Here is a 22,620-nt window from a genome sequence, read left to right as displayed (position 1 = left end):
TCCCGGCCAAAAGCACGCCGGGATCAAGAAGGTGAGCGGACCGGGATCAAGAGGGTGAGCGGACCGGGACCAGGAGGGTGAGCGGACCGGGACCAGGAGTAGGTAAGTGGCGAACTAGGGGTGTGCTGGAATTGCGGCGCATGTGTTGGGCACGGCGGAGGGGGCGGGTAGGTTGGGCGCGTGTCGTCTTACGGGTCGTTGCCGCTGTTGAGGTCGTTGCATCCGGGTGCCGTTGCGGCGGGGGCGGATATTGCGGATGCGGTCACCATTGACGGGGAGACGCTGTCGCGCAGTGATCTGGTCGGTGGGGGGACCTCGGTGGCCGAGCGGGTCGCGGGGTTGGATCGGGTCGCGGTGCTGGCGCGGCCGACGGCCACCACCGTGCTGGCCGTGCTCGGCTGTCTGATCGCGGGGGTGACCGTGGTGCCGGTGCCGCCGGATTCGGGCGCCGCCGAACTCGAGCACATTCTCGGCGATTCGGGCGCGCGGGCGTGGCTGGGCGAGGCCCCGGCGGGGACGACGCTGCCGGTGGTGCCGGTGCGCAAACACGCCCGCTCCTGGCACACCTATCCCGAACCGGGCGCGCACACAACGGCTTTCGTGGTCTACACCTCCGGCACCACCGGCGCGCCGAAGGGCGTGATGCTCAGCCGCGGCGCCATCGCCGCCGGGCTGGACGCCCTCGCGCAGGCCTGGGACTGGACCGCGAACGACGTTCTGGTGCACGGACTTCCGCTGTTTCACGTGCACGGCCTGATCCTCGGCGTGCTGGGTCCGCTGCGGGTGGGCAGCCCCCTCGTGCACACCGGCAGGCCGACCCCGGCGGCCTACGCGGCGGCCAAGGGCACGTTGTACTTCGGGGTGCCGACCGTGTGGTCGCGCGTCGCCGAAGATCCCACCGCCGCACGGGAATTGGCCAACGCCCGGCTGCTGGTCTCGGGTAGCGCGCCGCTGCCGGTGCCGGTGTTCGAGAAGCTGCGCGAGCTCACCGGCCATGCGCCAGTGGAGCGATACGGCATGACCGAGACCCTGATCACCCTGTCCACCCGCGCCGACGGCGAACGCCGCCCCGGCTGGGTCGGCCTCCCGGTCGCGGGCGTCGAGTCGCGGATCGTGGACGAGGCCGGGCGGCCGGTGCCGCACGACGGGGAGAGCATCGGTGGCCTCCAGGTGCGCGGCCCGATGCTGTTCGACGGCTACCTGAATCGGCCCGACGCCACCGCCGCGTGCCGGACCGAGGACGGCTGGTTCATGACCGGCGATGTCGCGGCGATCGATCCCGAGGGCTTCCACCGCATCGTCGGCCGCGAGTCGGTGGACCTGATCAAGTCGGGCGGCTACCGCATCGGCGCGGGCGAGATCGAGACCGCGCTGCTCGGCCACCCGGCGGTCGCCGAGGTAGCGGTGGTCGGGGTGCCCGACGACGATCTGGGGCAGCGCATCGTCGCCTTCGTGGTGCCGCGCGGGGAACCGGCGGAATCGGTCGGCACCGAGCTCATCGAGCATGTGGCGCAACAACTTTCGGTGCACAAGCGGCCCCGCGAGGTACGGTTGCTGGACGCGCTGCCGCGCAATGCCATGGGCAAGGTGCAGAAGAAGTTGCTCGGGTAGAAATGATGTTGACCTCGAGTGTGGTTCAGGTCGTAAGGTCTGCGGCATGATCGCAACGCTGTCGCCCGCCCACATCGCGTACCTCGGCACCCAGCGGCTGGGTCGGCTCGCGACCATTCGCCCGGACGGGACGCCGCAGAACAATCCCGTCGGCTTCCGCTACAACGAGGCCCTGGGCACCATCGACATCGCCGGGCACAACCTCGGCGCGTCGCAGAAGTTCCGGAACCTGGCCAAGCACGAGCACGTCGCCTTCGTGGTCGACGACATCGCGTCGACCGACCCGTGGGAGGTGCGCTGCCTCGAAATTCGCGGCACCGCACAGGCTCTGCGCGAGGTGGAGACATTCGCCGCCGGGGCTTCCCCGGAACTCATCCGGATCACGCCGGAACGGGTGCTGGCCTTCGGGATCTGAGCGGCCACGATCGGAACTCGGCTGGCCAGGGCCCGGAAATCGGGCCGCGCCGCGCCGATACCGCGCCGAGTCTCGGATTCGCCCGTCATTCCGTTTCAGCCACTTTTCGGCGTCCACCGAGCAAATCGGTCGGCGTGACGGCACACTGGCGTTATGCGAGTAGTGCTCCAGCTCCGGCCGGCAGCCGACATGATCGCCGCTGCCGTCGACCCCACCGTCCGTCTCGCCCCCTCCGACGTCGTTTCCGGAGAGCTGTCCGGATTCGATCTCGACCACGGCTACGAGCCGGTCGCCGTGCCGCAGCGCATGGGAGTCGACGCCGCACCGACGTATTCACTGGAACCGCAGCATGCTTCGGTGGTGATCCGCGGGGAGATCGGCGACGACCACGACCGCGTCATCGCCGCGCTGCTGCAATCCGGCGCCGTCACCGGCGTTTTCGCCGACCCCGCCATCCAGCCGGTGCTCACCTGCGGCGGCAGCCCCGCGGTCGGCAGCTGGCACGATGTCGAATCCCGGTTGCATGTCACCGATCTGGCGGCGGCCGGGCTCAACGGCACCGGGGTGGCGCTCGCGATCGTCGACACCGGCATCAATGCCGCGCAGGTCGACAAGGTGCGCGGCGGGAATATCGCCATCGATGCCAAGCGCAGCTGGAATCCGCAGGGCGTCGCCGGAACCGCGGGCCAGTTCCCCGTCGACCACGGCTCCATGTGCGCCTTCGACGCCATGATCGCCGCGCCGTCGGCCACCTTCCTGGACATCCCCGTGCTGCGCAGCACCCGGCAGGGCGGGTCGACCATGGACGGGATGCTGTCGGACGCGCTGGCCGCCTACGCGCACCTGCGCACCGTCCTCACCGATCAGCCGCAGGCAACACGGGCGCTGGTGGTCAGCAACAGCTGGGGCATGTTCTCGCCGGAGTGGGACTATCCGGTCGGCCAGCCCGGAAACTATTCGGATAATCCGAACCATCCGTTCAATGTGATCGTGGGTTCGCTGGAGTCGGCCGGGGCCGACATTCTCTTCGCGGCCGGGAACTGCGGGCGCGACTGCCCCGACAGCCGGTGCAATTTCCCGAACAAGCCGATCACCGGGGCCAATTCGCATCCGGACGTGCTGAGCATCGGCGGGGTCGATATCAACGATCAGCGGGTGGGGTATTCGTCGCAGGGGCCGGGGCGGCTGGCCGATCGCAAGCCGGACGTCTGCACCTACACCCACTATCTGGGCTCGACGGTGTTCGGGGCCACCGACCCCGATACCGGCACCTCGGCGGCCTGCCCGACGGCGGCGGGGCTGATCGCGGCGTTCCGCACCAAGTATTCGGCGATCGCGGTGCCGCCCGCGAAGCTCCGCTCGATCGTCCAGCAGACCGCGAAGCACCACGGCACCACCGACTTCGATTACGACTACGGGTACGGCGTCGCCGAGGCCGCGGGGATCCTCGGACAGCTGCGACAGGCGGGCGTACGCGCGTAGCGTAACGGGCATGCCGCTGCTCACAGTTCAGCTCCCGCCGGGCGCGACCCTGAACGACGCACTGCGGGCCCTGCACCTCACCCCGTCCGACGTCGACACCGGCTATGGCCTGGTCGCCGTCGATCCGACCCGGGGCACCTACGCACTGAGAGTCGACGAGCCGGTCGCCGAGCGGGTGGCGGCCGCCGCCGGGGTGACGGTGTTCGCGGACCCGCGAATCGAGCAGGCCAATGGAGATTCGTGCGGGTAGTCCCGGCCAAAAGCATGCCGGGACCGACGGTAATCAGTCGGCCGTGAGGCGTTTGGCGGCGGCGGCGATGCGTTCGTCGGTGGCGGTGAGGGCTATGCGGACGTGGGCGGTGCCGGTGGGGCCGTAGAAGTCGCCGGGGGCGGCGAGGATGCCGCGGGCGGCGAGCCAGTCCAGGGTGGTGCGGCCGTTCTCGCCGCGGGTGGACCACAGGTACAGGCCCGCCTGGGAGTTGTCGATGCGGAAACCGGCGTCCTGCAATGCCTTTCGCAGCACCTCGCGGCGGGCGCGGTAGCGGTCGCGCTGGCGGGCCTCGTGCGCGTCGTCGCGGAGCGCGGCGGTCATGGCGGCCTGCACCGGGAACGGCATGATCATGCCGGAGTGCTTGCGCACCGCCAGCAGCTCGCGCACCAGCGCCGGATCACCGGTCACGAACCCGGCCCGGTACCCGGCCAGATTCGAGGTCTTGGACAGCGAGTGGATGGCCAGCAGGCCGGTGTGGTCGCCGTCGCAGACCCGCGGGTCGAGGATGGACACCGCGGGCTCGTCCCAGGCCAGGCCCAGATAGCACTCGTCGGAGGCCACGATCGCGCCGCGCTCGCGGGCGAAGGCGACCACCTTGCGCAGGTGATCCACGCCCAGCACCCGGCCGGTCGGATTCGACGGCGAGTTCAGGAAGATCAGCGCGGGCGACTGCGGGCCCAGCTGGGTGAGACCGTCGGCCCGCGCGATGCGGGCGCCCGCCAGCAGCGCACCCACCTCGTAGGTCGGGTACGCCACCTCGGGAATCACCACGAGATCGGCGGCGCCCAGGCCCAGTAGCCGCGGCAGCCCCGCGATCAGCTCCTTGGTGCCGATCGCGGGCAGCACCGCGGCGGGCTCGACGCCGGTGATCCCGTAGCGCCGCGCGAGCGCCGCCACCGCGGCCTCGCGCAGCTCGGGTGTGCCGTGCGTGGCGGGATAGCCGGGCACCTCCGCCACCGACGCCAGTGCCTCCCGGATCAGCGGATCGACCGGATCGACCGGCGTCCCCACCGACAGGTCGACGATGCCGTCGGGATGCTCGGCCGCTCGGGCCTTCGCGGAAGCGATGGTGTCCCAAGGGAAGTCGGGCAGCAGGCTACTGACTGGACCACGCACGGACAAGGCGACTACTCGCTCGCCATCGGGGGCAGGGCGGCGATGAACGGCGGGTCGAAGTCGACCTTGCCCACCTTGGTGGCGCCGCCGGGCGAACCCAGGTCGTCGAAGAAGTCGACGTTGGCGTTGACGTAGCCGCTCCACTGATCGGGGGTGTCGTCCTCGTAGAAGATCGCCTCCACCGGACACACGGGTTCACATGCACCACAGTCCACGCACTCGTCCGGATGGATATACAGCATGCGGCCGCCCTCGTAGATGCAGTCCACGGGGCATTCCTCGATGCACGCCTTGTCCTTCACGTCAACGCACGGTTCAGCGATGATGTACGGCACTGCCGTTCTCCTAGTCTGTCCTTGCCTGCGGGATACTTCCGCGCCCGCGCAACAGTATCCCGAAACGACACATTACTACTGGTCAGCCTTGCCTAACTTGCTGCTCATCCCACGGACAGCGGCAGTGCCGAGAATTTACCGCGCGGAACGCCGTACGTGGTGGTGCGTTCGCGCACCGGACGGCCGATGCCCTCGGCGATCTCGGACAGCTCGGCAACGGTTTTCGCCGAACCGTGCTCGGAACCGGCCATGCGGGAGATGGTTTCCTCCATCAGCGTGCCACCGAGGTCGTTGGCGCCGCCGTTGAGCATCACCTGCGTGCCCCGGATGCCCAGCTTGACCCAGCTGGTCTGGATATTGGCAATGCGGCCGTGCAGCATGATGCGCGCCAGCGCGTGTGCGGCGCGGTTGTCACGAATCGTCGGGCCCGGGCGCGAGGCTCCCGCCAGATACAGCGGGGCGCTCTGGTGCACGAACGGCAGCAGCACGAATTCGGTGAAGCCGCCGGTCTCGTCCTGGATGCCGCGCAGCACCCGCAGGTGCCCGACCCAGTGCTTCGGGTTGTCGACGTGCCCGTACATCATCGTGGAGCTGGAGCGGATGCCGAGCTTGTGCGCGGTGGTGATGACGCCGATCCAGGCCGAGGTGGGCAGCTTGCCCTTGGTGAGGACCCAGCGCACCTCGTCGTCGAGGATCTCGGCCGCCGTGCCCGGAATCGTGTCCAGGCCCGCCTCTTTCAGCGCCGACAGCCAGTCGTGCACGCTCTGGCCGCCGCGCGAGGCGCCGTTGACGATCTCCATCGGGCTGAACGCGTGCACGTGCATGGACGGCACCCGCTTCTTGATCGCCCGGACCAGGTCGGCGTACCCGGTGACCGGTAACTCCGGGTCGATGCCGCCCTGCATGCAGATCTCGGTGGCGCCCTCGACGTACGCCTCCCAGGCGCGGTCGCCGACCTCGTCGGAGCTCAGCGTGAAGGCGTCGGCGTCGCCCTTGCGCTGGGCGAAGGCGCAGAAGCGGCAGCCGGTGTAGCAGATGTTGGTGAAGTTGATATTGCGGTTGACGATGTAGGTGACGTCGTCGCCGACGGTGTCGCGGCGCAGCTGATCGGCGAGCGCGGCGATGGCGTCCAGCGCCGGGCCGTCGGCGGTGGCCAGGGCCAGGTACTGATCGTCGGACAGGCCCGCGGGGTCGCGCTCGGCGGCGCGCAGGGCCGACAGGACGTCGGAATCGAAACGCTCCGGCGCGGCGGTGGCCAGCTCGCGCACCTGCTCGCGGATGGTCTCCCAGTCGCCGAACGCGCCCAGCACGTCGTTGCCGAGCCCGGAGTCGCTGCGCGCCTCGGTGTTTCGGCCGTCGCTGTCGATCGCGGTGTGCAGGTCGACCCGGCCGGTCGACTCCCACTGCTCGTCGGGCTCCTGCCAGGGCAGGCCCTGCGGGAGCGCGTCCGGGTCGGCCAGGCCGGTGCGCGGATCGCTGAGCGCGGCGACGTGCGCGCCGATGCGCGGGTCCACCCAGGGGCTCCCGGCGCGCACGTAGCGCGGATGCGCCGAGGTGCGTTCGGCCAGTTGGTATCCCGCCGCCTCGGTCATCTCGCGCAGGGTGTCCAGGTTCGGCCACGGCCGTTCCGGATTCACGTGGTCGGGGGTGACCGGGGACACCCCGCCCCAGTCGTCGATGCCCGCCTCGATCAGCGCGCGACATTCCTCCTGCGACACCAGATTCGGCGGCGCCTGCACCGCGACGTCCGGCGGCAGCACCAACCGGCTGACCGCGACGGTGGCCAGGAATTCCTCTATGTCGGCATCCGGGATGTCCCGCATGGCGGTGTCGTCCTTGGCCCGGAAGTTCTGCACGATGACTTCCTGGATATGACCGAAAGCCTTGTGCTGCTTGCGGATTGCCATGATGGACTCGGCGCGCTCGGGCAGCGTCTCGCCGATGCCCACCAGGATGCCGGTGGTGAAGGGCACCGACTGCCGTCCGGCGTCGGTGATCGCGCGCAACCGCACCGCCGGATCCTTGTCCGGACTTCCGAAGTGGCAGTTGCCCTTCTCGGTGAACAGCCGGGTCGCGGTGGTCTCCAGCATCAGGCCCATGGACTGGGACACGGGCTTGAGCCGCGAGATCTCCTCCCACGACATGACGCCGGGATTGATGTGCGGCAGCAGGCCCGTCTCCTCCAGCACCATGATCGAGACGGCGCGCAGGTAGTCCAGCGTGGAGTCGTAGCCGCGCTCGTCGAGCCACTGCGCGGCCTCGGGCCAGCGGTCCTCGGGGCGGTCGCCCAGGGTGAACAGGGCCTCCTTGCATCCCAGCGCCGCGCCGCGGCGGGCGATGTCGAGCACCTCGTCGGGCTCCAGGTACATGCCCTTGCCCTCGGCGCGCAGCTTGCCGGGCACCGTCACGAACGTGCAGTAGTGGCAACGGTCGCGACACAACTTCGTCAGCGGGATGAAAACGTTCTTGGAATAGGTAATGGTCTTGGACCGACCCGCCGATTCCACGGCCGCGTCGCGCACCCGGGCAGCACTGCGACTCAGCTCGACCAGATCCGCACCGCGCGCGTGGAGCAGCACGGTCGCCTCGTCGACATTCAGGGTCACTCCGTCACGGGCCCGTCGCAGCGCCCGGCGCATGGCCGAGGCGGTAGGCGGCGTGGGCGGGATGCCAGGGTTCGGTAGCTCCGTCACACCCTCGATCATGCGCCAACCATCCGTCTGTTCTCCCTCCGGTGTCCGATGACGGGAGACAACCAGGCACCCCGTCGGCCTATTCCGGAGCCACGCACCGATTTCGGCGATTCGTGCCACGATGGCTGGCATGAGCCATTCGCCCGACTCGCCGCCCCGGTCGGCCACCATCCTGGCCGAACCGGCGTGGCGGCCGAGCCCGAGCGCCAAGCTGCTGTGGGCGCTGCCGCCCGCGATCGCCTCGGCGCTGGCCCTCCTCGGCGAGCTGGTCTGGATCGTGCTGGATTCCGGCGATCGGCCGTGGCAGGTCCTGGTGGTGGCGCTGACCCTGGTGCTGGGCGGGTCCGCCGCGACCGGGATCCCGCTGTGGCGGTACGCGGTGCACCGCTGGGAGGTGACCGACGAGGCCGTCTATACCCGCACCGGGTGGATCACCCAGGAGAGCCGGGTGGCGCCCATCAGCCGCGTGCAGACCGTGGACACCCAGCGCGGGCCGCTGGAGCGGCTGCTCGGGCTGGCGACGGTCACCGTCACCACGGCGTCGTCGGCGGGCGCGGTGCGGATCACGGCGCTCGATCTGCCGGTCGCCGAGCAGACGGCGGCGCGATTGACCCAGATCGCGGCGGCCCATCGCGGTGATGCGACATGACCGCGTGGCGACGGCTGGATCGGCGCATGCTGCTCATCCATCCGGTCAAGGAACTCGTCCGCTATATCCCCGTGCTGATCGTGGCGGTGATCGCCGGGACGCGCAGCGACAATCCGGGGTGGAGCCTGATCGCGCTGGTGGCGATCGTCGGATTGGCCGTGGCGCAATGGTTCACCACCACCTACCGCATCGGGCCGGACACCGTGGAGTTGCGGCGCGGCCTGCTGCAACGCAAGACGCTGACGGTGCCGCGCTCGCGAATCCGCTCGGTCGACGTGCACGCCGATCTGCTGCACCGGCTGCTGGGACTGGTGGTGCTGGCCATCGGCACCGGCCAGCACGCCGGGAAGGAGGAGCGCTTCCACCTCGACGGGGTGAGCGCCGCGCAGGTGCCCGAGCTGCGCGCCCTGCTGCTGTCCGGCCACCCGGAAACCGAAGCCGGACAAGCGGATTCGCCCGCCGAGGCGCCCGCCCGGGGACCGGAGATCGGGCGGTGGCGGCCGCAGTGGGTGCGGTACGCGCCGCTGTCGCTGACCGGGCTGGCCGTGATCGGCCCGGCGGTCGGCGTGGCCGCCAAGTTCGGCGTCGCCGGTGCGGTCGCGGATTCGGAGACGGTGCGGGGCATCGGCAGGCACAGCGCGCTCTACATCACGCTGGTCGTGCTCGCCGCGATCGTGGTAATCGCCCTCGCGGTGGCCGTCTTCGACTGCCTCCGCTACCTGACAACGTATTTCGGCCTCACCGTGACCGTCGAGGGCAGCACCCTCCGCCTGCGCCACGGCCTGCTCACCACCCGCCAGACCGACCTGGACCTGTCCCGCCTACGCGGCGCCACAGTCAAGGAACCGTTGCTCCTACGCCTGGCAGGCGGCGCCGAACTGGAAGCCATCATGACCGGCACCAGCCCCCGCCAAAAACTCCTCCCCCAATCCCCCCGCCCCGCCGTAGACCACACCCTCGCCGAACTCCTGGACAAACAACTCCACAGCGCCCCACTGATCGACCCCACCGCCGTCGACATGGCCGCTGCGCCGCAAGTGGTCCCGACCGGCGGGAGCGCACCGCACATCGAAGTCCATGCGGCGCAAGGCGTTACCGGGGCGGAGGGCGGTGGGGCGGCTCCGGCGCGGATTCCGTTGCGGGAGCATGGGGGGCGGGCGCGGGGGCGGCGGTATACGCGGGCGGTGGGGCCGGTGGTGGTTGCGGCGGGGGCGCTGGCGGTGTCAGCGGGGGCGGGGGTGCCGGTTCCGGTGTGGGCGTGGGTTGTTGTGGCTGTGGTGTTGGTGGGGGCGGTCGGGCTGGCACGGGATCGGTATCGGGGGCTGGGGCATGCGGTGCTGCCTGCGGCCGGGGCGCGGCCCGCCTGGCTGATCACGCGGCACGGGTCGCTCGAGCGGGATCGCGATTGCCTGGAGGCGCCGGGCATTATCGGCTGGACCGTGCGGCAGACGCTGTTTCAGCGGCGGGCGGGGCTGGCCACGGTGGTCGCGGCGACGGCGGCGGGCAAGAAGCGCTACCACGTGATCGACGTGCCGCTGGAACAGGCGTGGGACCTGATCGACGCGGTGACGCCCGGGCGGCTCGGCCACCGCGCCCCCGCCGAACCGACGTTGCGGTGAGATTGCGGCACGGCGAACCGTCCGGTGTGGGGAGCTGCGCGCAGGGCACGGCTCGCGTTCAATGGAGATCGTGGTCCAGACCCGGGAGCCGATCCGCGAAGTCCCCATTGCCGATCGGCGGCTGCGGCGCCACCAACGCGGCGACGCCTTCCGGCTGACGGCGCTGGGCGGCCTGGCGGCCCTGTCGCTGGACGCCCTCACCAGCGTCGCCTACGGTCCCGAATCGATCGTGCTGGTACTGGTCACCGCCGGCGCCTCGGCGGTGACATGGACGCTGCCGGTCTCTCTCGCCATCGCCGCGCTGCTGGCGGTGCTGGTGCTGTCGTACCGGCAGGTGATCGCCGCGCACCCGGACGGCGGCGGCGCGTACGCGGTCGCGAAGAAGGACCTCGGCCGGGGCGCGAGCCTGCTGGCGGCGGCCAGCCTGGTGGTGGACTACGTGCTCACCGTCGCGGTCAGCCTCGCCGCCGGGGCCGCCAGCCTGGCCAGCGCGTTCCCGGCGCTCGCGAATCATCTGCTGCTGGTCACCCTGATCGGCCTGGTCGTGCTGACCGCGATCAACCTGGTCGGCGTGGCCGAATCGGCGAAGGTGCTGATGGGCCCGACCATCGTCTTCGTGGTCGCGGTGCTGGCGGTGATCGTGGTCGGGCTGTCGCGCTCGGCGCCGGTCACGATCATCGGCGACGCACCCGGGCCGCTGTCGCCGACCGGCAGCGTCGGAATCCTGTTGCTGCTGCGCGCCTTCGCCGCCGGATGCTCCTCGCTGACCGGGGTGGAGGCGATCGCCAACGCGGTCCCCTCCTTCCGCACACCCGCGGTCAGGCGCGCGCAGCACACCGAGGTGGCGCTGGGCGCGCTGCTCGGGCTGATGCTGCTGGGCCTGGCCGTGCTGATCGGCCGCTACCACACCGTTCCGCGCGGGAACGTCACCATTCTCGCGCAGCTGTCGGCGGGCGCGTTCGGCACCGGATGGCCGTTCTACGTCACCAATCTCGCGGTGACCCTGGTGCTGGTGCTGGCCGCCAACACCAGTTTCGGCGGCCTGCCGGTGCTGCTGTCGCTGCTGGCCAAGGACCACCGGGTGCCGCACCTGTTCGGAATGCGCTCGGAGCGACCGGTTTTCCGCTACGGCGTCACCGCGCTCGCGGTGCTGGCGGCGATCGTGCTGGTGATCGTGAACGCCGACACCCATCGGCTGCTGCCGGTCTTCGCGATCGGCGTGTTCATCGGTTTCACGCTCAGCCAGACGGGTCTGGTGCGGCACTGGCTGCGCGAGCGCGGGCCGGGCTGGGCATGGCGGGTGGCGCTCAACGGATTCGGCGCGATCCTCACCGCCGTCGCGGGCGTGGTGCTGCTGGTCGAGAAGTTCACCGAGGGCGCCTGGCTGCTGCTGATCATCGTGCCGGTGCTGCTGTTGCTGTTCGACCGCACCGAGCGGTACTACCGCATGGTCGCCGAACAGCTGGGCATGGGCCGCATTCCGCCGAAACCGCTGCCCGACGCCCCGACGCTGGTGGTGGTGCCGGTGGTGACCGTCAGCGCCGTCACCGAGCGGGCCCTGCAGACGGCCATGGGCATGGGCGGCGAGATCGCGGCGGTGGCGGCGGCCATCGAGCCCGGGTCGACGAAAAGGCTGAGCGCGCAATGGAAACAGTGGGATCCGGGCGTCCCGCTCACCGTACTGCCCTGCCCGAATCGCAGCCTGGTCGCCACGCTGGTCGGCTACGTCCGCAAGCAGACCGAGCGCGGCAGGCGGGTGACCGTGCTGCTCGCCCAGGTCGAGCCGCGGCACTGGTGGCAGCGGCTGCTGCACAATCCGCGCGGCCCGGTGCTGGCCGCGGCGCTGCGCGGCCGGACCGAGGCCATCGTCGCCACGCTGACCGTGCGCCTGGATTAGCGCGTCACCCCGATCGGTCAGCGCCGATTCACATCCCGTGATACAACTCACCCGATCACGAAGGGTGTGTGCATGGAACCGACGGAACGGCAGCGGGCGGCACTGACGCTGATCTGCGAGACCTTCGCCCCGGGCGACGGTCCGGAGCTCCCGGCGGCCGGTGACCTCGGGGCCGTGGACACGGTCGTCGAACTGCTGGCCCGCAATCCGCGCGCGGCGGACGCGAAACGGCTCGCCCTGCTGCTGGACGTGTGGGATTCGCCGCTGCTGGGCCTGGTGACCGGCGTGAAACCGCGGCGGTTCTCCGCGTTGTCGCAGGGAGACCGGGAGCGAATCCTGTTGCGGCTGGGCAACTCCCCGATCGCGCCGGTGCGCGCGGTGTTCCAGGCGCTGAAACAGGCGGCGCTGCTCGCCTACAGCGTCACGCCCGGACCGTCCGGGGCCAATCCGCTGTGGCGGCAGCTCGGCTACCCGCCCCCGCCGGGCACGCTGCCCACCGCCCCGGCACCGCCGCTGACCCCGGTGCGGCCCGGCGAGACCGCGCTGTCCTGCGATGTGGTCGTGGTCGGCTCCGGCGCGGGCGGCGGCGTGGCGGCCGCGGTGCTGGCCGAGGCGGGCCTCGACGTGCTCGTGCTCGAACGCGGAAACTATTACGACGACCGGGATTTCGGCGGCGGCGAACTCGACGCGCTGCGCACCCTCTACGCCCCGGGCCCGCCCGCCACCGCCGAGGGGCAGCTCACCCTGGTCGCGGGCGGCTGCCTGGGCGGCGGCACGGTCGTCAACTGGAGCACCGCGCTACCGACGCCGGACGACGTGCGCGCGGAATGGGCGAGCCTGGGCGTCCCCCAGTTCGACGACACCGAATACGACGACGCGCTGGCGGCGGTGCAGAAACGGCTGAGCGTCACCGACCGCCGCTCGCCGCCCTCGGCCCGCGACGCCGTGCTCGAGCGCGGCGCGCGGGCGCTGGGCTGGCAGGTGGACACCCTGACGCGCAACGTCTCCGACGTCTGCGACGCCGGAATCGAGTGCGGCCGCTGCGGATACGGCTGCCGCCTGGGCGCGAAGCAGTCGGTCACCAAGACCTGGCTCGCCGACGCCGCCGCGCACGGGGCCCGGGTGATGGTGGGCGCGGACGTCCGCGCGATCAGCGTGCGGAACTGGAAGGCGGACGGGGTCTCGGTCCGCACCGTCGAGGGCGCGGAAGTGCAGGTGCAGGCCCGCGCGGTGGTGGTGGCCGCGGGCGCCGTCCAGACCCCGGCCCTGCTGCGCCGCTCCGGGTTGCGCAATCCCGCCATCGGCCGGTACCTGCGCCTGCATCCGGCCGCGGCGGTGTTCGGGGTGTTCGACGAGGAGATCCGGCCGTGGGAGGGCGGCCTGCAGACCCGAATCTGCCGCCGGCACAGCGATCTCGACGGCGAAGGGTACGGCGTCGTCTACGAGACCGGGCCGGTGCATCCGGGGCTCGCGACGGGCTTCCTGGGCTGGGGCGGGGCCGACGACCACCTGCGCGTCCTGCGCGATCTCCCGCACTCGGCCGCGATCGGCGTCATCACCCGCGACCGCGACTCGGGCGTGGTGACCGTCGATCGGAGCGGCGAACCCGTCGTGAAGTACCGGCTGTCCCCGTACGACCGCGACCACCTGCACATCGGAATCATCGGCGCGGCGGCCATTCTCGAGGCCGCGGGGGCCCGGCGCATCTTCTCCGGTCATCAGGCCGGGATCTCCTACGACCCGGGTCGGCGCGGCTCGCACGCCGAATTCGCGGCCGCCTGCCGCGCCACCGGGTACGCGCCCGGCCGCTGCGCCATGGGCGCCCTGCACATCATGGGTTCGGCGCGCATGGGCGACTCGCCGCGGACCTCGGCCACCAATCCGGACGGAGCCACCTGGGAGATACCGAACATCGTCGTCGCCGACGCCTCCTGCTTCCCCACCGCCTCCGGCGTCAATCCGATGGTGTCGATCGAGGCCATCGCGCACATGAACGCGAAACGCCTTGCCGCGCGGCTGATCCGGGCGTCGTGACTACAGCGCCCGGATGCCGTTCAGGATCTGCTGCAGCAGGCCCACGTCGCCGACGCCCGGCTGCGCCGGGTCCGGGGAGCGGAAGTCCAGCCGCCCGTCCTCGATCAGGTCGCCGATGAGCACCTTGGTGATCGTGAGCGGCAGCTTCAGCTGGGCCGACACCTCCGCCACCGATTGCGGTGTGCGACACAGCCGCACGATGGCGGCGTACTCGGGTTCGGTGCGCCGCAGCGCGGCACCGCGACCGGCGTCGACGACGAGGGTGAGCATGTTCAGCTCGGGTCGCGCCGTCCGGCCGCGCCCGCGCGCCACCGCGTAGAGCCGGACCAGCGGACCGGCCTCGTCGTCGAACCAGGACTCGCGGCCCGAACTATCCGGTCCCGGCACCGTCATCGTCGCCCCCTCGTACCTGCGGGTGATCGGATTCGTCTGCGCCGGTGCCGAATTCGGTGCGGTTCGCGCGGGCCTGGCGGGTGCCGGTCTCGATGGCGCTCATCAGCTGCCGCGCCTCGTCGGCGCTGCGCTGCCGGACCGGTGCGGCGTCCGATTCGACCGCCCCGTCCGCCCCGATGCTGGGGCCGGAGCCGCGCCGACGCCGCGGCAGCGGCGGCCGGGAGTCCCCGCCGGAATCGGACGCGGAATTCTCGCGGCTCCGGTTCGGCGCCGGTGTGAACCACACCGAGCTGCCCGTATCCGCCTCGTGCCGCCGGGGCCGCGGCCGGAACTCGGGCGCGGGCCGCACCACCGGCTTCGGCTCCTCCGGCGCGGCGATCTCCTGTCCGGCGCGCGGTTCGTCGGCGGGCTCCGCCGCCTCGATGATCGCCGCGGGAATCAGCACCACGGCCCGCACGCCGCCGTAGTCGGATTCGCCCAGCCGCACCGAGATACCGTGCCGCCGAGCCAGTTTCGCGACCACGAACAGGCCGAGCCGGGCATCGCTGGACAGCGTGGCCACGCTGAACTCGGGCGGGTCGGCCAGCACCTCGTTGCGTTCGGCGAGTTCGGCCTCGGGCATGCCCAGGCCCTGATCGACGATCTCCACCGCCACGCCGCGCCCGACCACGGTCGCCGACACCTCGACCCGGGCCTGCGGCGGGGAGAAGGCGGTCGCGTTGTCCATCAGCTCGGCCATCAGGTGGATGAGGTCGGCGACGGCCTTGCTGGCGACCCGGACATCGGGCACCCGGCCGGTGTTGATCCTGGTGTAGTCCAGGCTCTCCGCCACCGCGCCGCGGACCAGTTCGATCAGCGGAACCGCTTGGCGCCAGCGCCTTCCGGGCTGCTCGCCGCCGAGGATGATCAGGTTCTCGGCATTGCGCCGCGCCCGGGTGGCCAGGTGGTCGAGCTGGAACAGCAGCTCCAGCTGGTCGGCGTTCTCCTCCTTGCGCTCGGCCTGGTCCAGCAGCGCCAGCTGCCGGTGCACCACGACCTGGCTGCGATGGGCGATATTGAGGAACACCGCGTTGATCCCGGCGCGGGTGCGCGATTCGGCGACCGCGGCCGACACCGCCGCCATGTGCGCGCGGTTGAACGCGTCGGCGACGTGCCCGAGCTCGTCGGTGCCGAAATCCAGCCGGTCGACCTGGGTTTCGAGGTCGACGTCCTCACCGCGGCCGAGCCGGTCCATCAGCTCGGGCAGCCGCTGGTCGGCCAGTTCCAGGGTGTCGCGGCGCAGGCGGCGCATGCGGCCGATGAACCGGTTGGCCAGCACCAGCGCCGCCACGAAGGCCAGCACCGAGACGACCAGCACCGCGGCGCCACCGAGCAGCGAGTTGCGCGCGATCCGGTCGCCCTCGCCGCGGGCGACGGCGTGCGCGTCGTGAGTCTGGTTCTCCCACAGCGTCATCAGCGCCGAGCCGATCTGCGCGGACATGCTCTGCCACGCCTGCGGATTCAGCGGCAGCGCGGGTTTGGGCGGCACGGAGTGGGACCGGCTCGAGCTCTCGCCGGATCGGGTCGAGTCGTCGGTGGTGGACGCGCCCGGCTGTGCGGACGAGCCGTCGGCGTGCACCGGCCCGCGCACGATGATGGCGTCCTCCATCGCGGTCACCTGCGGCCAGGCGGGACCGGAGGTGATGTTGTTCAGGTCGGTGAGCCGGGCGCCGTGCAGCACGGTGCTCGCGTACACCACCTCGCCGCGGTATTCGCCGACGTAGCGGGTGAAGTCGACCAGTCGCGCGGGCGGCAGCTCGCCGGTGGTGAGGGCCACCGCGCCGATGGTGTCGGCCCGCGACAGCGCCTCGGCGGCGCGCAGCGGGCCGACGCCGTAGCCGAGATCGACGGCCACACCCGCGTCGGGCGCGACCCGGGCGGCCAGCATCGACGACTCGATAATGGTCTCGATGACCTTGCTGAAGGACCCGAAGACCTGATCGGGTGGGGTCTGCCCGGCGTCGATTCCGCTGCGCAGCACCGGAAGCTGGGCGTAGAGCTGGTTGTAGCCCTCGTAATCGGCCGCCGCCCCTTCGGGATTCAGCTTGCGGGCGGCGTCGCCCTTGGCCATCACCGCCGCCAGCGCCTGATCGGAGTGCTCCCGGGCGGCGGAGAGCATGGCGGTGGCGGTGGGATCGCCCGCCAGGTGCAGCAGCGACACCCGCCGCTCCTCCTGGAAGGCGTTCACCATGAGCAGGCTCGGGGTGGTGGTGCTGGCGGCCAAATCGGCCCAATCCTGCGCCGCCTTACCGGATTTCACCAGATAGCCGGCCGCGCCCACCCCGATGACCAGCAGTGTGACACTGGAGATGAGCACAATGCCCAACAGTCGGACCCGAATCCCGACCCGGCCGCGGACGCTGCGGTTCACCCGCCCACCTCCTCGATCACCGCCGCGCGGTGCGCACTGCGTACGGGCGAAAGAGTAACGAATAGATCGCGATTCGGCTCCCCATAGCGCGAACAATTGCTACGAATCGGTCGATTCCGGCACGCGGCCCCGTCCTTCCGGCACACGGCCCCGCCGTTCCCGCACGCGGCCCGATCATTCCGGCACGCGGCCGGTCATTCCCGCACGCGCCCGGTCATTCCGGCACACGGCCCCGCGTTCCGGCATGCTTTACGCCGGAACCTCCTACCGAGTCCGCTGCGGGGCGGGGAAGGCGCGGCGGAACAATACGAAGCCCGCCGGGATCAGGCCGCAGGCCAGCAGGGCCAGTGTGGGCCAGCTGTCCTCGAGGACGATGTCTCCGCCGGGGCCGCCCGAGCTGCAGAGCAGGAAGCCGAGCATCCAGGCCAGCAGCGGTAGCGCCATGAACATCGGGCGCGACACCACCGTGCCCATCCCCAGCACCAGCAGCACGTTCACCACCGCGGCCACGAGCGCGGTGAGCGGCAGCGGCGTCGATCCCGCGTAAAGGGGGAGAAACAACGCCTCCAGCACGACCGTCACCAGCCCGTCGAACACGAGCAGCCCCGCCAGCAACCCGCCCAGCGGCGAGAACCCGCGCGTCACCCCGGCGGCGTCCCGCCGATCGACCGCCGCCGTCACGGCACCGGCGGGAAGCCGAGCAGCGTCAGCAGCTGACTCTGCATATCGACGAAGCCGTAGAGCACCGACAGGTAGAGCTCGTGCTGCCCCTGCCAAAAAGGCTGCTGGCTCTGGACGAACGCGACTATGGCGTCCTGCAGGCTCCAGTTGTACAAGGAAACTCCCTGGTAGAGGCGGGTACGGCCGGTGCCCGGTGTGGCATGCAGTAGCCACGGTACCCGCCGAGCTACGCCGGAACCCGGTCGGGGAGCCCGGCGAACAGGTCGTGCTCGCGGCCGTCCGGGCCGACCGGGCCCCGGGTGCCACGAACCAGGACGTAGTGTTCCTCCGGAAGTACCGGCTGCGCAACATTGTTCGACAGCGCGAACTCCCGGCCGGAGGGGGCGACGGTCAGCTGGGTGGCATGAGCGCGCAGCGCGGAGCGCTTGGCGGCCAGCGCGTCGGAGACATCGATCGCGGTGGTCACCGATTCGCTTGGCACACAGGGCAGCTCGTCGGCGGCGGGCAGTCGCCAGCCCGGCGGCAGCGCGCCCGGGAGGCGGTCGACGGTGCGGCGGGCCAGGGCCTCGGTGTGCGAGCGCAGCACCGAGGCGTCGGTGACGGTCCAGTACACCTTCGGTGTGTCCCAACCGCTTTCGGCCGCGGCGGCGACGGCGGCCATCGTGATGCGGTGCGCGTGCACGTGATCGGGGTGGCCGTAGCCGCCGCGCGGGTCGTAGCAGACCACCACCTGCGGGCGCACCTCGAGCAACACCTGCTCCAGCGCCGCCACCGCGGCGTCGCCGGAGTTCACGAACGCGCGCGGATGCGTCGGTTCCATCGGCCGGGGATCGGCGGTGGTGCCCGACATGCCGGAGTCGCGCCAGCGCCCGGCGCCGCCGAGGAAATGCGGTGGGCCCGCGTTCAATTCGGTCAGCGCCCGGGTCAGCTCGCCGATCCGGTAGCCGCCCAGCTGATCGGCCCCGTCGCGCACCAGCTGCGCCCACTGCTCGCCGATGACCTCGCCCTCCTCGCCGAGGGTGCAGGTCACCACGGTCACCGGGACGCGGCGGCGACGATAGTGGGCGATGGTGCCGCCGGTGGTGATGGATTCGTCGTCGGGGTGCGCGTGCACCAGCAGCAGGCCGCCGCGCTCGCTCATACCGACGCCTCGCTGGCGCTCGGCGTCGGTACGAGCGAGGGCTCGGCTGTGCCCATTGTTCGCTCGCTGCGCTCGCTCACGACAGCCGCCGCCAGTTCGCCGCCCCGCCGAAGATGCCCACCTGCAGCGCGCCGCTCAGCGAGACCCCGTCCATGCGGGGGCTCACCGCGGCCACCCCGGTGTCCTGCATGATCGGCAGCACCGTCGCCAGGTCCCACAGCCTGGGCTCGGCGTCGCCGATGGCCCTGGGCAGGTCGCCGCCGCTCAGCGCCCCGTCCAGCTCCGGCTGCAGCGCGGGATCGCAGACACCGGCAATGTTGCTGGGCGCCTTGCGAATATCGTCGAGCAGGGTGGAATTCGTGTCCTGTCCGGGCGGCGGCGCCGGCGGGCAGCCGTAGCGGGAGGCGAGCACGGTGGCCGGATCCTCACCGGCCCGCTCCCAGCCGACGATCGCGTCGATGGTGCCGTCCAGCAGGTCCTTGCCGTACAGCTCGTCGGCGGGCACATTGCGCACGCTGGCGTCGATCCCGGCGCTGCGCAGCTGATCGGCCGCGGTATTGGCGACCGCGAGCGTGGTCGGATCCTTGTCCACCGCGCCGATGTGGATCGTCAGCGTCCTGCCGTTCCTGGCGACCGGCCGCGGCTGCGGCGCGGGCGAGGTCGGCGAGTTGCCGGGCGGCGGCTCGGGGGCGCGTCCGAATCCGGCCTCGGCCAGGATCGCGAACTCCTCGTCGGGCGACGGGCGCGGCGGCGCGGTCGGCCCGTATCCGGGATCCGAGGGCGAAAGCACCTGGGCGCGAGCCGGTTCCACCCAGGCGCCGGTCTGCGCGCCGACCGTCGCGAGCAGCGCCGGGTCCAGCAGATCCAGCACGGCGTGCCGCACCCGCGGATCGGCGAGGTCGCCGCTGCGCCCGTTGAGCGTCAGCCGCATCTCCCGGGCCTGCGGCATGATCGCGGTCCGCACCGCCGGAATGGCGGCCAGCTGGGCCTGGGTCGCCGCGCCGCCGTGCACCAGCGCCATCTGCGCGTCGCCGGAGCGCAGCGACCCGGCCAGCTCGGCCGGAGTTCCGCCGCGCCGCAACAGGATCTGATCCGGCACCGCCGGGGTGCCCCAGTAGCGGTCGTTGCGCTCGAGCAGGATCTCCTCCCGCCCGGCGTCGGCCTGCTTGACCCGGAACTGGCCGCCCGAGATCGGATTCTGGTCGATCAGCCCGCGCTCGACCGCCAGCGCGCGCTGGAAGCCGCCGGGCGAATCCTTCAGCAGATGCGAGGGCAGCAGGTCGGTGAACAGCGTCCGCCACGCCGGATACGGCGCGCCCATGGTGACCGTCACGGTTTTGCCGCCCTCGGACGAGCTCACGTCGGTGATCAGCCGATACCCGGCCGGGTCGACCACGCCGGGCTGGGTGATCATCTGCTGCCACAGGTAGCGGAAGTCCTCGGCGGCGATCGGCGCACCGTCGGACCAGGACGCCTGATTCTTGATCTTGTAGGTGATCGTGAACGGTTCCTGCGCGGTCACATCCGCCGACACCATGAGCGCGGTGTCGGGCACCCAGTCGGTGGCGCCCGGCACCGTCGGCGAGGGCACCGGCCGGAACGGGCTCGGGAACACCATCGAGCTGACCGCCGCCGTGGCGGGCGACTGATTGGACCGCAGGTGCGGATTGAACCCGATCCCGATGTCGTCGACCGCGACCACGACCGTGGTGTTGGTCGGCTTGGCCGGTGTGGTCTTGGGACTGTCGGTGCTCTCGATCGGCGGCGGCGGATTCGCGGTGCACCCGGCGAGCACCGTCACCGAGGTAGCCAGCACCATGACCAGCGCGCACCATGCCGCACGCGCAGTTGCCCCCGGCATCAGCACATCCGCCTCTCCGCCCGACGAGTTACCTGTGCGCTCACGTGAAAAGAACGTGAGCCGATCGGTCGGCGAGCCTACACGCCCTGGGCCGCCCGATCGCGCGCCTTGCGCCGCGACAGCTCCCGTGCGCGCTCGTTGGCGCTGAGGATGACCTTGCGGACCCGGATCACCTCGGGGCCGACCTCGACGCACTCGTCGGCGGAGCAGAACTCCAGCGCGCCCTCGAGATCCAGCACCTTCGGGCGGGCCAGCGTCTCCAGCACGTCGCCGGTGGCGCTGCGCATATTGGTCAGCTTCTTCTCGCGGGTGACGTTGATGTCGAGATCCTCGGCGCGCGGGTTGATGCCCACCACCATGCCCTCGTAGGTGTCGGCGCCCGGCTCGACGAAGAACGTGCCGCGGTCGGCCAGCTGCAGCATGGCGTAGGCGGTGACGCTGCCCGCGCGGTCGGACACCAGCGAGCCGGTGTGCCGGGCGCGAATCTCACCGGCCCACGGCGCGTACCCGTGCGAGACGGCGTTGGCGATGCCGGTGCCGCGGGTCTCGGTGAGGAAGTCGGTGCGGAAACCGATCAGGCCGCGCGAGGGCACGATGAATTCCATGCGGACCCAACCGGATCCGTGGTTGGTCATCTGCACCATCTTGCCCTTGCGGGCGGCCAGCAGCTGGGTGACCGCGCCGAGGTGCTCCTCGGGCACGTCCACGGTCAGCTCCTCGAACGGCTCGTGCACCTTGCCGTCCACGGTGTGGGTGACCACCTGCGGCTTGCCGACGGTCAGCTCGAAGCCCTCGCGGCGCATGGTCTCGACCAGGATGGCCAGCGCCAGCTCGCCGCGGCCCTGCACCTCCCAGGTGTCGGGGCGCTCGGTGGGCAGCACGCGGATCGACACGTTGCCGATCAGCTCCTGATCCAGCCGCGCCTTCACCATGCGGGCGGTCAGCTTGGTGCCGCCGTTGCGGCCCGCCATCGGCGAGGCGTTGATGCCGACGGTGACCGAGATGGCGGGCTGGTCGACGGTGATGCGCGGCAGCGCGACCGGGTTCTCCGAATCGGCGAGCGTGTCGCCGATCATGATGTCCGGGATACCGGCCACGGCCACGATGTCACCGGCCACCGCCTCCTCGGCCGGATTACGCTGCACGCCAACGGTCTTGAGCAGCTCGGTGATCTTGACGTTCTTGGTGCCCTCGGCGCTCATCCAGGCCACGTTCTGGCCCTTGCGCAGGGTGCCGTTGTGAATGCGGACCAGCGCGAGCCGACCCAGGAACGGCGAGGCGTCGAGGTTGGTGACGTGCGCCTGCAGCGGGGCCGAGGCGTCGCCCTTCGGGGCGGGCACGTGCCGCAGCAGCACCTCGAACAGCTCGTCCAGGTTCTCGGCGTCGGGCGCGTTGCCGTTCTCGGGACGCCGGGTGGACGCCTTGCCCTCGCGGCCGGAGGCGTACAGCACGGGCAGATCCAGCGCCAGCTCGGCGGCCTCGGAGGCCTCGTCGTCGAGGTCGGAGGCCAGATCCAGCAGCAGGTCGTGGCTCTCCTCGACGACCTCGGCGATGCGGGCGTCGGGCCGGTCGGTCTTGTTGACGACCAGGATCACCGGCAACGACGCGGCCAACGCCTTGCGCAGCACGAACCGGGTCTGCGGCAGCGGGCCCTCGGAGGCGTCGACCAGCAGCACGACACCGTCGACCATGGACAGGCCGCGCTCGACCTCGCCGCCGAAATCGGCGTGGCCCGGGGTGTCGATGACATTGATCACAGTCACGCTGCCGTCGGCGTTGTGCCGGTGCACCGCGGTGTTCTTGGCGAGAATCGTGATGCCCTTCTCGCGCTCGAGATCGCCCGAGTCCATCACGCGATCGACCACGTCGGCACGCTCGGAGAACGCGCCCGATTGCCTGAGCATGGCATCGACCAAGGTCGTCTTGCCGTGGTCTACGTGGGCGACGATCGCCACGTTCCGAAACTCGACCGACGACACGATTGATCCTCCTGGATGAAAGTAATGGGGGCC

Annotated in this window: 18 protein-coding genes; 8 read left to right on the top strand and 10 right to left on the bottom strand. The window is 71.1% G+C overall.

Features of this window, described 5'->3' with window-relative positions; translation table 11 throughout:
- Positions 1–180: 180 nt before the first annotated feature.
- From HPY32_RS26795 to HPY32_RS26780, 4 genes are all read left to right on the top strand, one after another.
- Positions 181–1,611, top strand: a complete 1,431-nt coding sequence (locus tag HPY32_RS26795) for an acyl-CoA synthetase (RefSeq protein WP_231951250.1) — start codon at positions 181–183, stop codon at positions 1,609–1,611.
- 46 nt (positions 1,612–1,657) lie between these two features.
- A complete protein-coding gene (locus HPY32_RS26790; RefSeq protein WP_067576871.1) occupies positions 1,658–2,026 on the top strand; it encodes a PPOX class F420-dependent oxidoreductase in 369 nt (122 codons plus the stop codon).
- Between the two features lie 153 nt (positions 2,027–2,179).
- The gene (locus HPY32_RS26785; protein ID WP_067576869.1) at positions 2,180–3,508 is read left to right on the top strand and encodes a S8 family serine peptidase; all 1,329 of its coding nucleotides are present in this window, start codon (positions 2,180–2,182) and stop codon (positions 3,506–3,508) included.
- Between the two features lie 10 nt (positions 3,509–3,518).
- The gene (locus HPY32_RS26780) at positions 3,519–3,758 is read left to right on the top strand and encodes a hypothetical protein (protein ID WP_067576867.1); all 240 of its coding nucleotides are present in this window, start codon (positions 3,519–3,521) and stop codon (positions 3,756–3,758) included.
- 33 nt (positions 3,759–3,791) lie between these two features.
- Here the strand turns inward: HPY32_RS26780 and dapC are convergent, their stop codons facing one another.
- From dapC to HPY32_RS26765, 3 genes are all read right to left on the bottom strand, one after another.
- Positions 3,792–4,901 (bottom strand): succinyldiaminopimelate transaminase, encoded by a 1,110-nt coding sequence (dapC, locus tag HPY32_RS26775; RefSeq protein ID WP_082870421.1) that lies wholly within the window; start codon positions 4,899–4,901, stop codon positions 3,792–3,794.
- A 5-nt stretch (positions 4,902–4,906) separates the two neighbouring features.
- Entirely contained in the window at positions 4,907–5,230 is a 324-nt protein-coding gene (fdxA, locus tag HPY32_RS26770) for a ferredoxin (RefSeq protein ID WP_040827607.1), read from the bottom strand.
- Positions 5,231–5,334: 104 nt separating this feature from the next.
- Positions 5,335–7,935, bottom strand: a complete 2,601-nt coding sequence (locus HPY32_RS26765) for a bifunctional FO biosynthesis protein CofGH (protein WP_067576865.1) — start codon at positions 7,933–7,935, stop codon at positions 5,335–5,337.
- Positions 7,936–8,044: 109 nt separating this feature from the next.
- Between HPY32_RS26765 and HPY32_RS26760 the strand changes: the two genes are divergently transcribed.
- From HPY32_RS26760 to HPY32_RS26745, 4 genes are all read left to right on the top strand, one after another.
- Positions 8,045–8,572 (top strand): PH domain-containing protein, encoded by a 528-nt coding sequence (locus HPY32_RS26760; protein WP_067576863.1) that lies wholly within the window; start codon positions 8,045–8,047, stop codon positions 8,570–8,572.
- Positions 8,569–10,191: a PH domain-containing protein gene (locus HPY32_RS26755; protein WP_253949870.1), complete on the top strand. Its 1,623-nt coding sequence runs from the start codon at positions 8,569–8,571 to the stop codon at positions 10,189–10,191. The genes HPY32_RS26760 and HPY32_RS26755 overlap by 4 nt, the downstream gene beginning before the upstream one ends.
- 70 nt (positions 10,192–10,261) lie before the next feature.
- Complete coding sequence (locus HPY32_RS26750) at positions 10,262–12,088, top strand: APC family permease (protein WP_231951249.1); 1,827 nt, start codon at positions 10,262–10,264, stop codon at positions 12,086–12,088.
- 72 nt (positions 12,089–12,160) lie between these two features.
- Positions 12,161–14,122: a GMC family oxidoreductase gene (locus HPY32_RS26745; RefSeq protein WP_067576857.1), complete on the top strand. Its 1,962-nt coding sequence runs from the start codon at positions 12,161–12,163 to the stop codon at positions 14,120–14,122.
- Here the strand turns inward: HPY32_RS26745 and HPY32_RS26740 are convergent, their stop codons facing one another.
- The 7 genes from HPY32_RS26740 to typA form a co-directional block, all read right to left on the bottom strand.
- Positions 14,123–14,515: a DUF742 domain-containing protein gene (locus tag HPY32_RS26740; RefSeq protein WP_067576855.1), complete on the bottom strand. Its 393-nt coding sequence runs from the start codon at positions 14,513–14,515 to the stop codon at positions 14,123–14,125. It lies immediately after the preceding gene.
- Positions 14,493–16,925, bottom strand: a complete 2,433-nt coding sequence (locus HPY32_RS26735; protein WP_067576853.1) for a sensor histidine kinase — start codon at positions 16,923–16,925, stop codon at positions 14,493–14,495. Before HPY32_RS26735 ends, HPY32_RS26740 begins: the two co-directional genes overlap by 23 nt.
- A 264-nt stretch (positions 16,926–17,189) precedes the next feature.
- A complete protein-coding gene (locus tag HPY32_RS26730; RefSeq protein ID WP_231951248.1) occupies positions 17,190–17,606 on the bottom strand; it encodes a hypothetical protein in 417 nt (138 codons plus the stop codon).
- Complete coding sequence (locus HPY32_RS26725) at positions 17,603–17,761, bottom strand: hypothetical protein (protein WP_167489960.1); 159 nt, start codon at positions 17,759–17,761, stop codon at positions 17,603–17,605. Before HPY32_RS26725 ends, HPY32_RS26730 begins: the two co-directional genes overlap by 4 nt.
- A 71-nt stretch (positions 17,762–17,832) precedes the next feature.
- Entirely contained in the window at positions 17,833–18,747 is a 915-nt protein-coding gene (mshB, locus tag HPY32_RS26720; RefSeq protein ID WP_067576851.1) for an N-acetyl-1-D-myo-inositol-2-amino-2-deoxy-alpha-D-glucopyranoside deacetylase, read from the bottom strand.
- Positions 18,748–18,823: 76 nt separating this feature from the next.
- Positions 18,824–20,608, bottom strand: a complete 1,785-nt coding sequence (locus HPY32_RS26715; RefSeq protein ID WP_067584000.1) for an ABC transporter family substrate-binding protein — start codon at positions 20,606–20,608, stop codon at positions 18,824–18,826.
- A 77-nt stretch (positions 20,609–20,685) separates the two neighbouring features.
- Entirely contained in the window at positions 20,686–22,587 is a 1,902-nt protein-coding gene (typA, locus tag HPY32_RS26710) for a translational GTPase TypA (protein ID WP_067576849.1), read from the bottom strand.
- Positions 22,588–22,620 lie beyond the last annotated feature (33 nt).

Source organism: Nocardia terpenica, assembly GCF_013186535.1.
In the GTDB taxonomy this organism is placed as follows: Bacteria; Actinomycetota; Actinomycetes; order Mycobacteriales; family Mycobacteriaceae; genus Nocardia; species Nocardia terpenica.
This window is presented reverse-complemented; position numbering and strand designations above follow the sequence as displayed.

Excerpts from the sequence above, each read along its gene's own strand:
- HPY32_RS26790 (WP_067576871.1), top strand. The coding sequence starts at position 1,658 with ATGATCGCAACGCTGTCGCCCGCCCACATCGCGTACCTCGGCACCCAG.
- HPY32_RS26785 (WP_067576869.1), top strand. The coding sequence starts at position 2,180 with ATGCGAGTAGTGCTCCAGCTCCGGCCGGCAGCCGACATGATCGCCGCT.
- HPY32_RS26780 (WP_067576867.1), top strand. The coding sequence starts at position 3,519 with ATGCCGCTGCTCACAGTTCAGCTCCCGCCGGGCGCGACCCTGAACGAC.
- HPY32_RS26765 (WP_067576865.1), bottom strand. The coding sequence starts at position 7,935 with ATGATCGAGGGTGTGACGGAGCTACCGAACCCTGGCATCCCGCCCACG.
- HPY32_RS26760 (WP_067576863.1), top strand. The coding sequence starts at position 8,045 with ATGGCTGGCATGAGCCATTCGCCCGACTCGCCGCCCCGGTCGGCCACC.
- HPY32_RS26755 (WP_253949870.1), top strand. The coding sequence starts at position 8,569 with ATGACCGCGTGGCGACGGCTGGATCGGCGCATGCTGCTCATCCATCCG.
- HPY32_RS26745 (WP_067576857.1), top strand. The coding sequence starts at position 12,161 with ATGGAACCGACGGAACGGCAGCGGGCGGCACTGACGCTGATCTGCGAG.
- HPY32_RS26740 (WP_067576855.1), bottom strand. The coding sequence starts at position 14,515 with ATGACGGTGCCGGGACCGGATAGTTCGGGCCGCGAGTCCTGGTTCGAC.
- mshB (WP_067576851.1), bottom strand. The coding sequence starts at position 18,747 with ATGAGCGAGCGCGGCGGCCTGCTGCTGGTGCACGCGCACCCCGACGAC.
- HPY32_RS26715 (WP_067584000.1), bottom strand. The coding sequence starts at position 20,608 with ATGCCGGGGGCAACTGCGCGTGCGGCATGGTGCGCGCTGGTCATGGTG.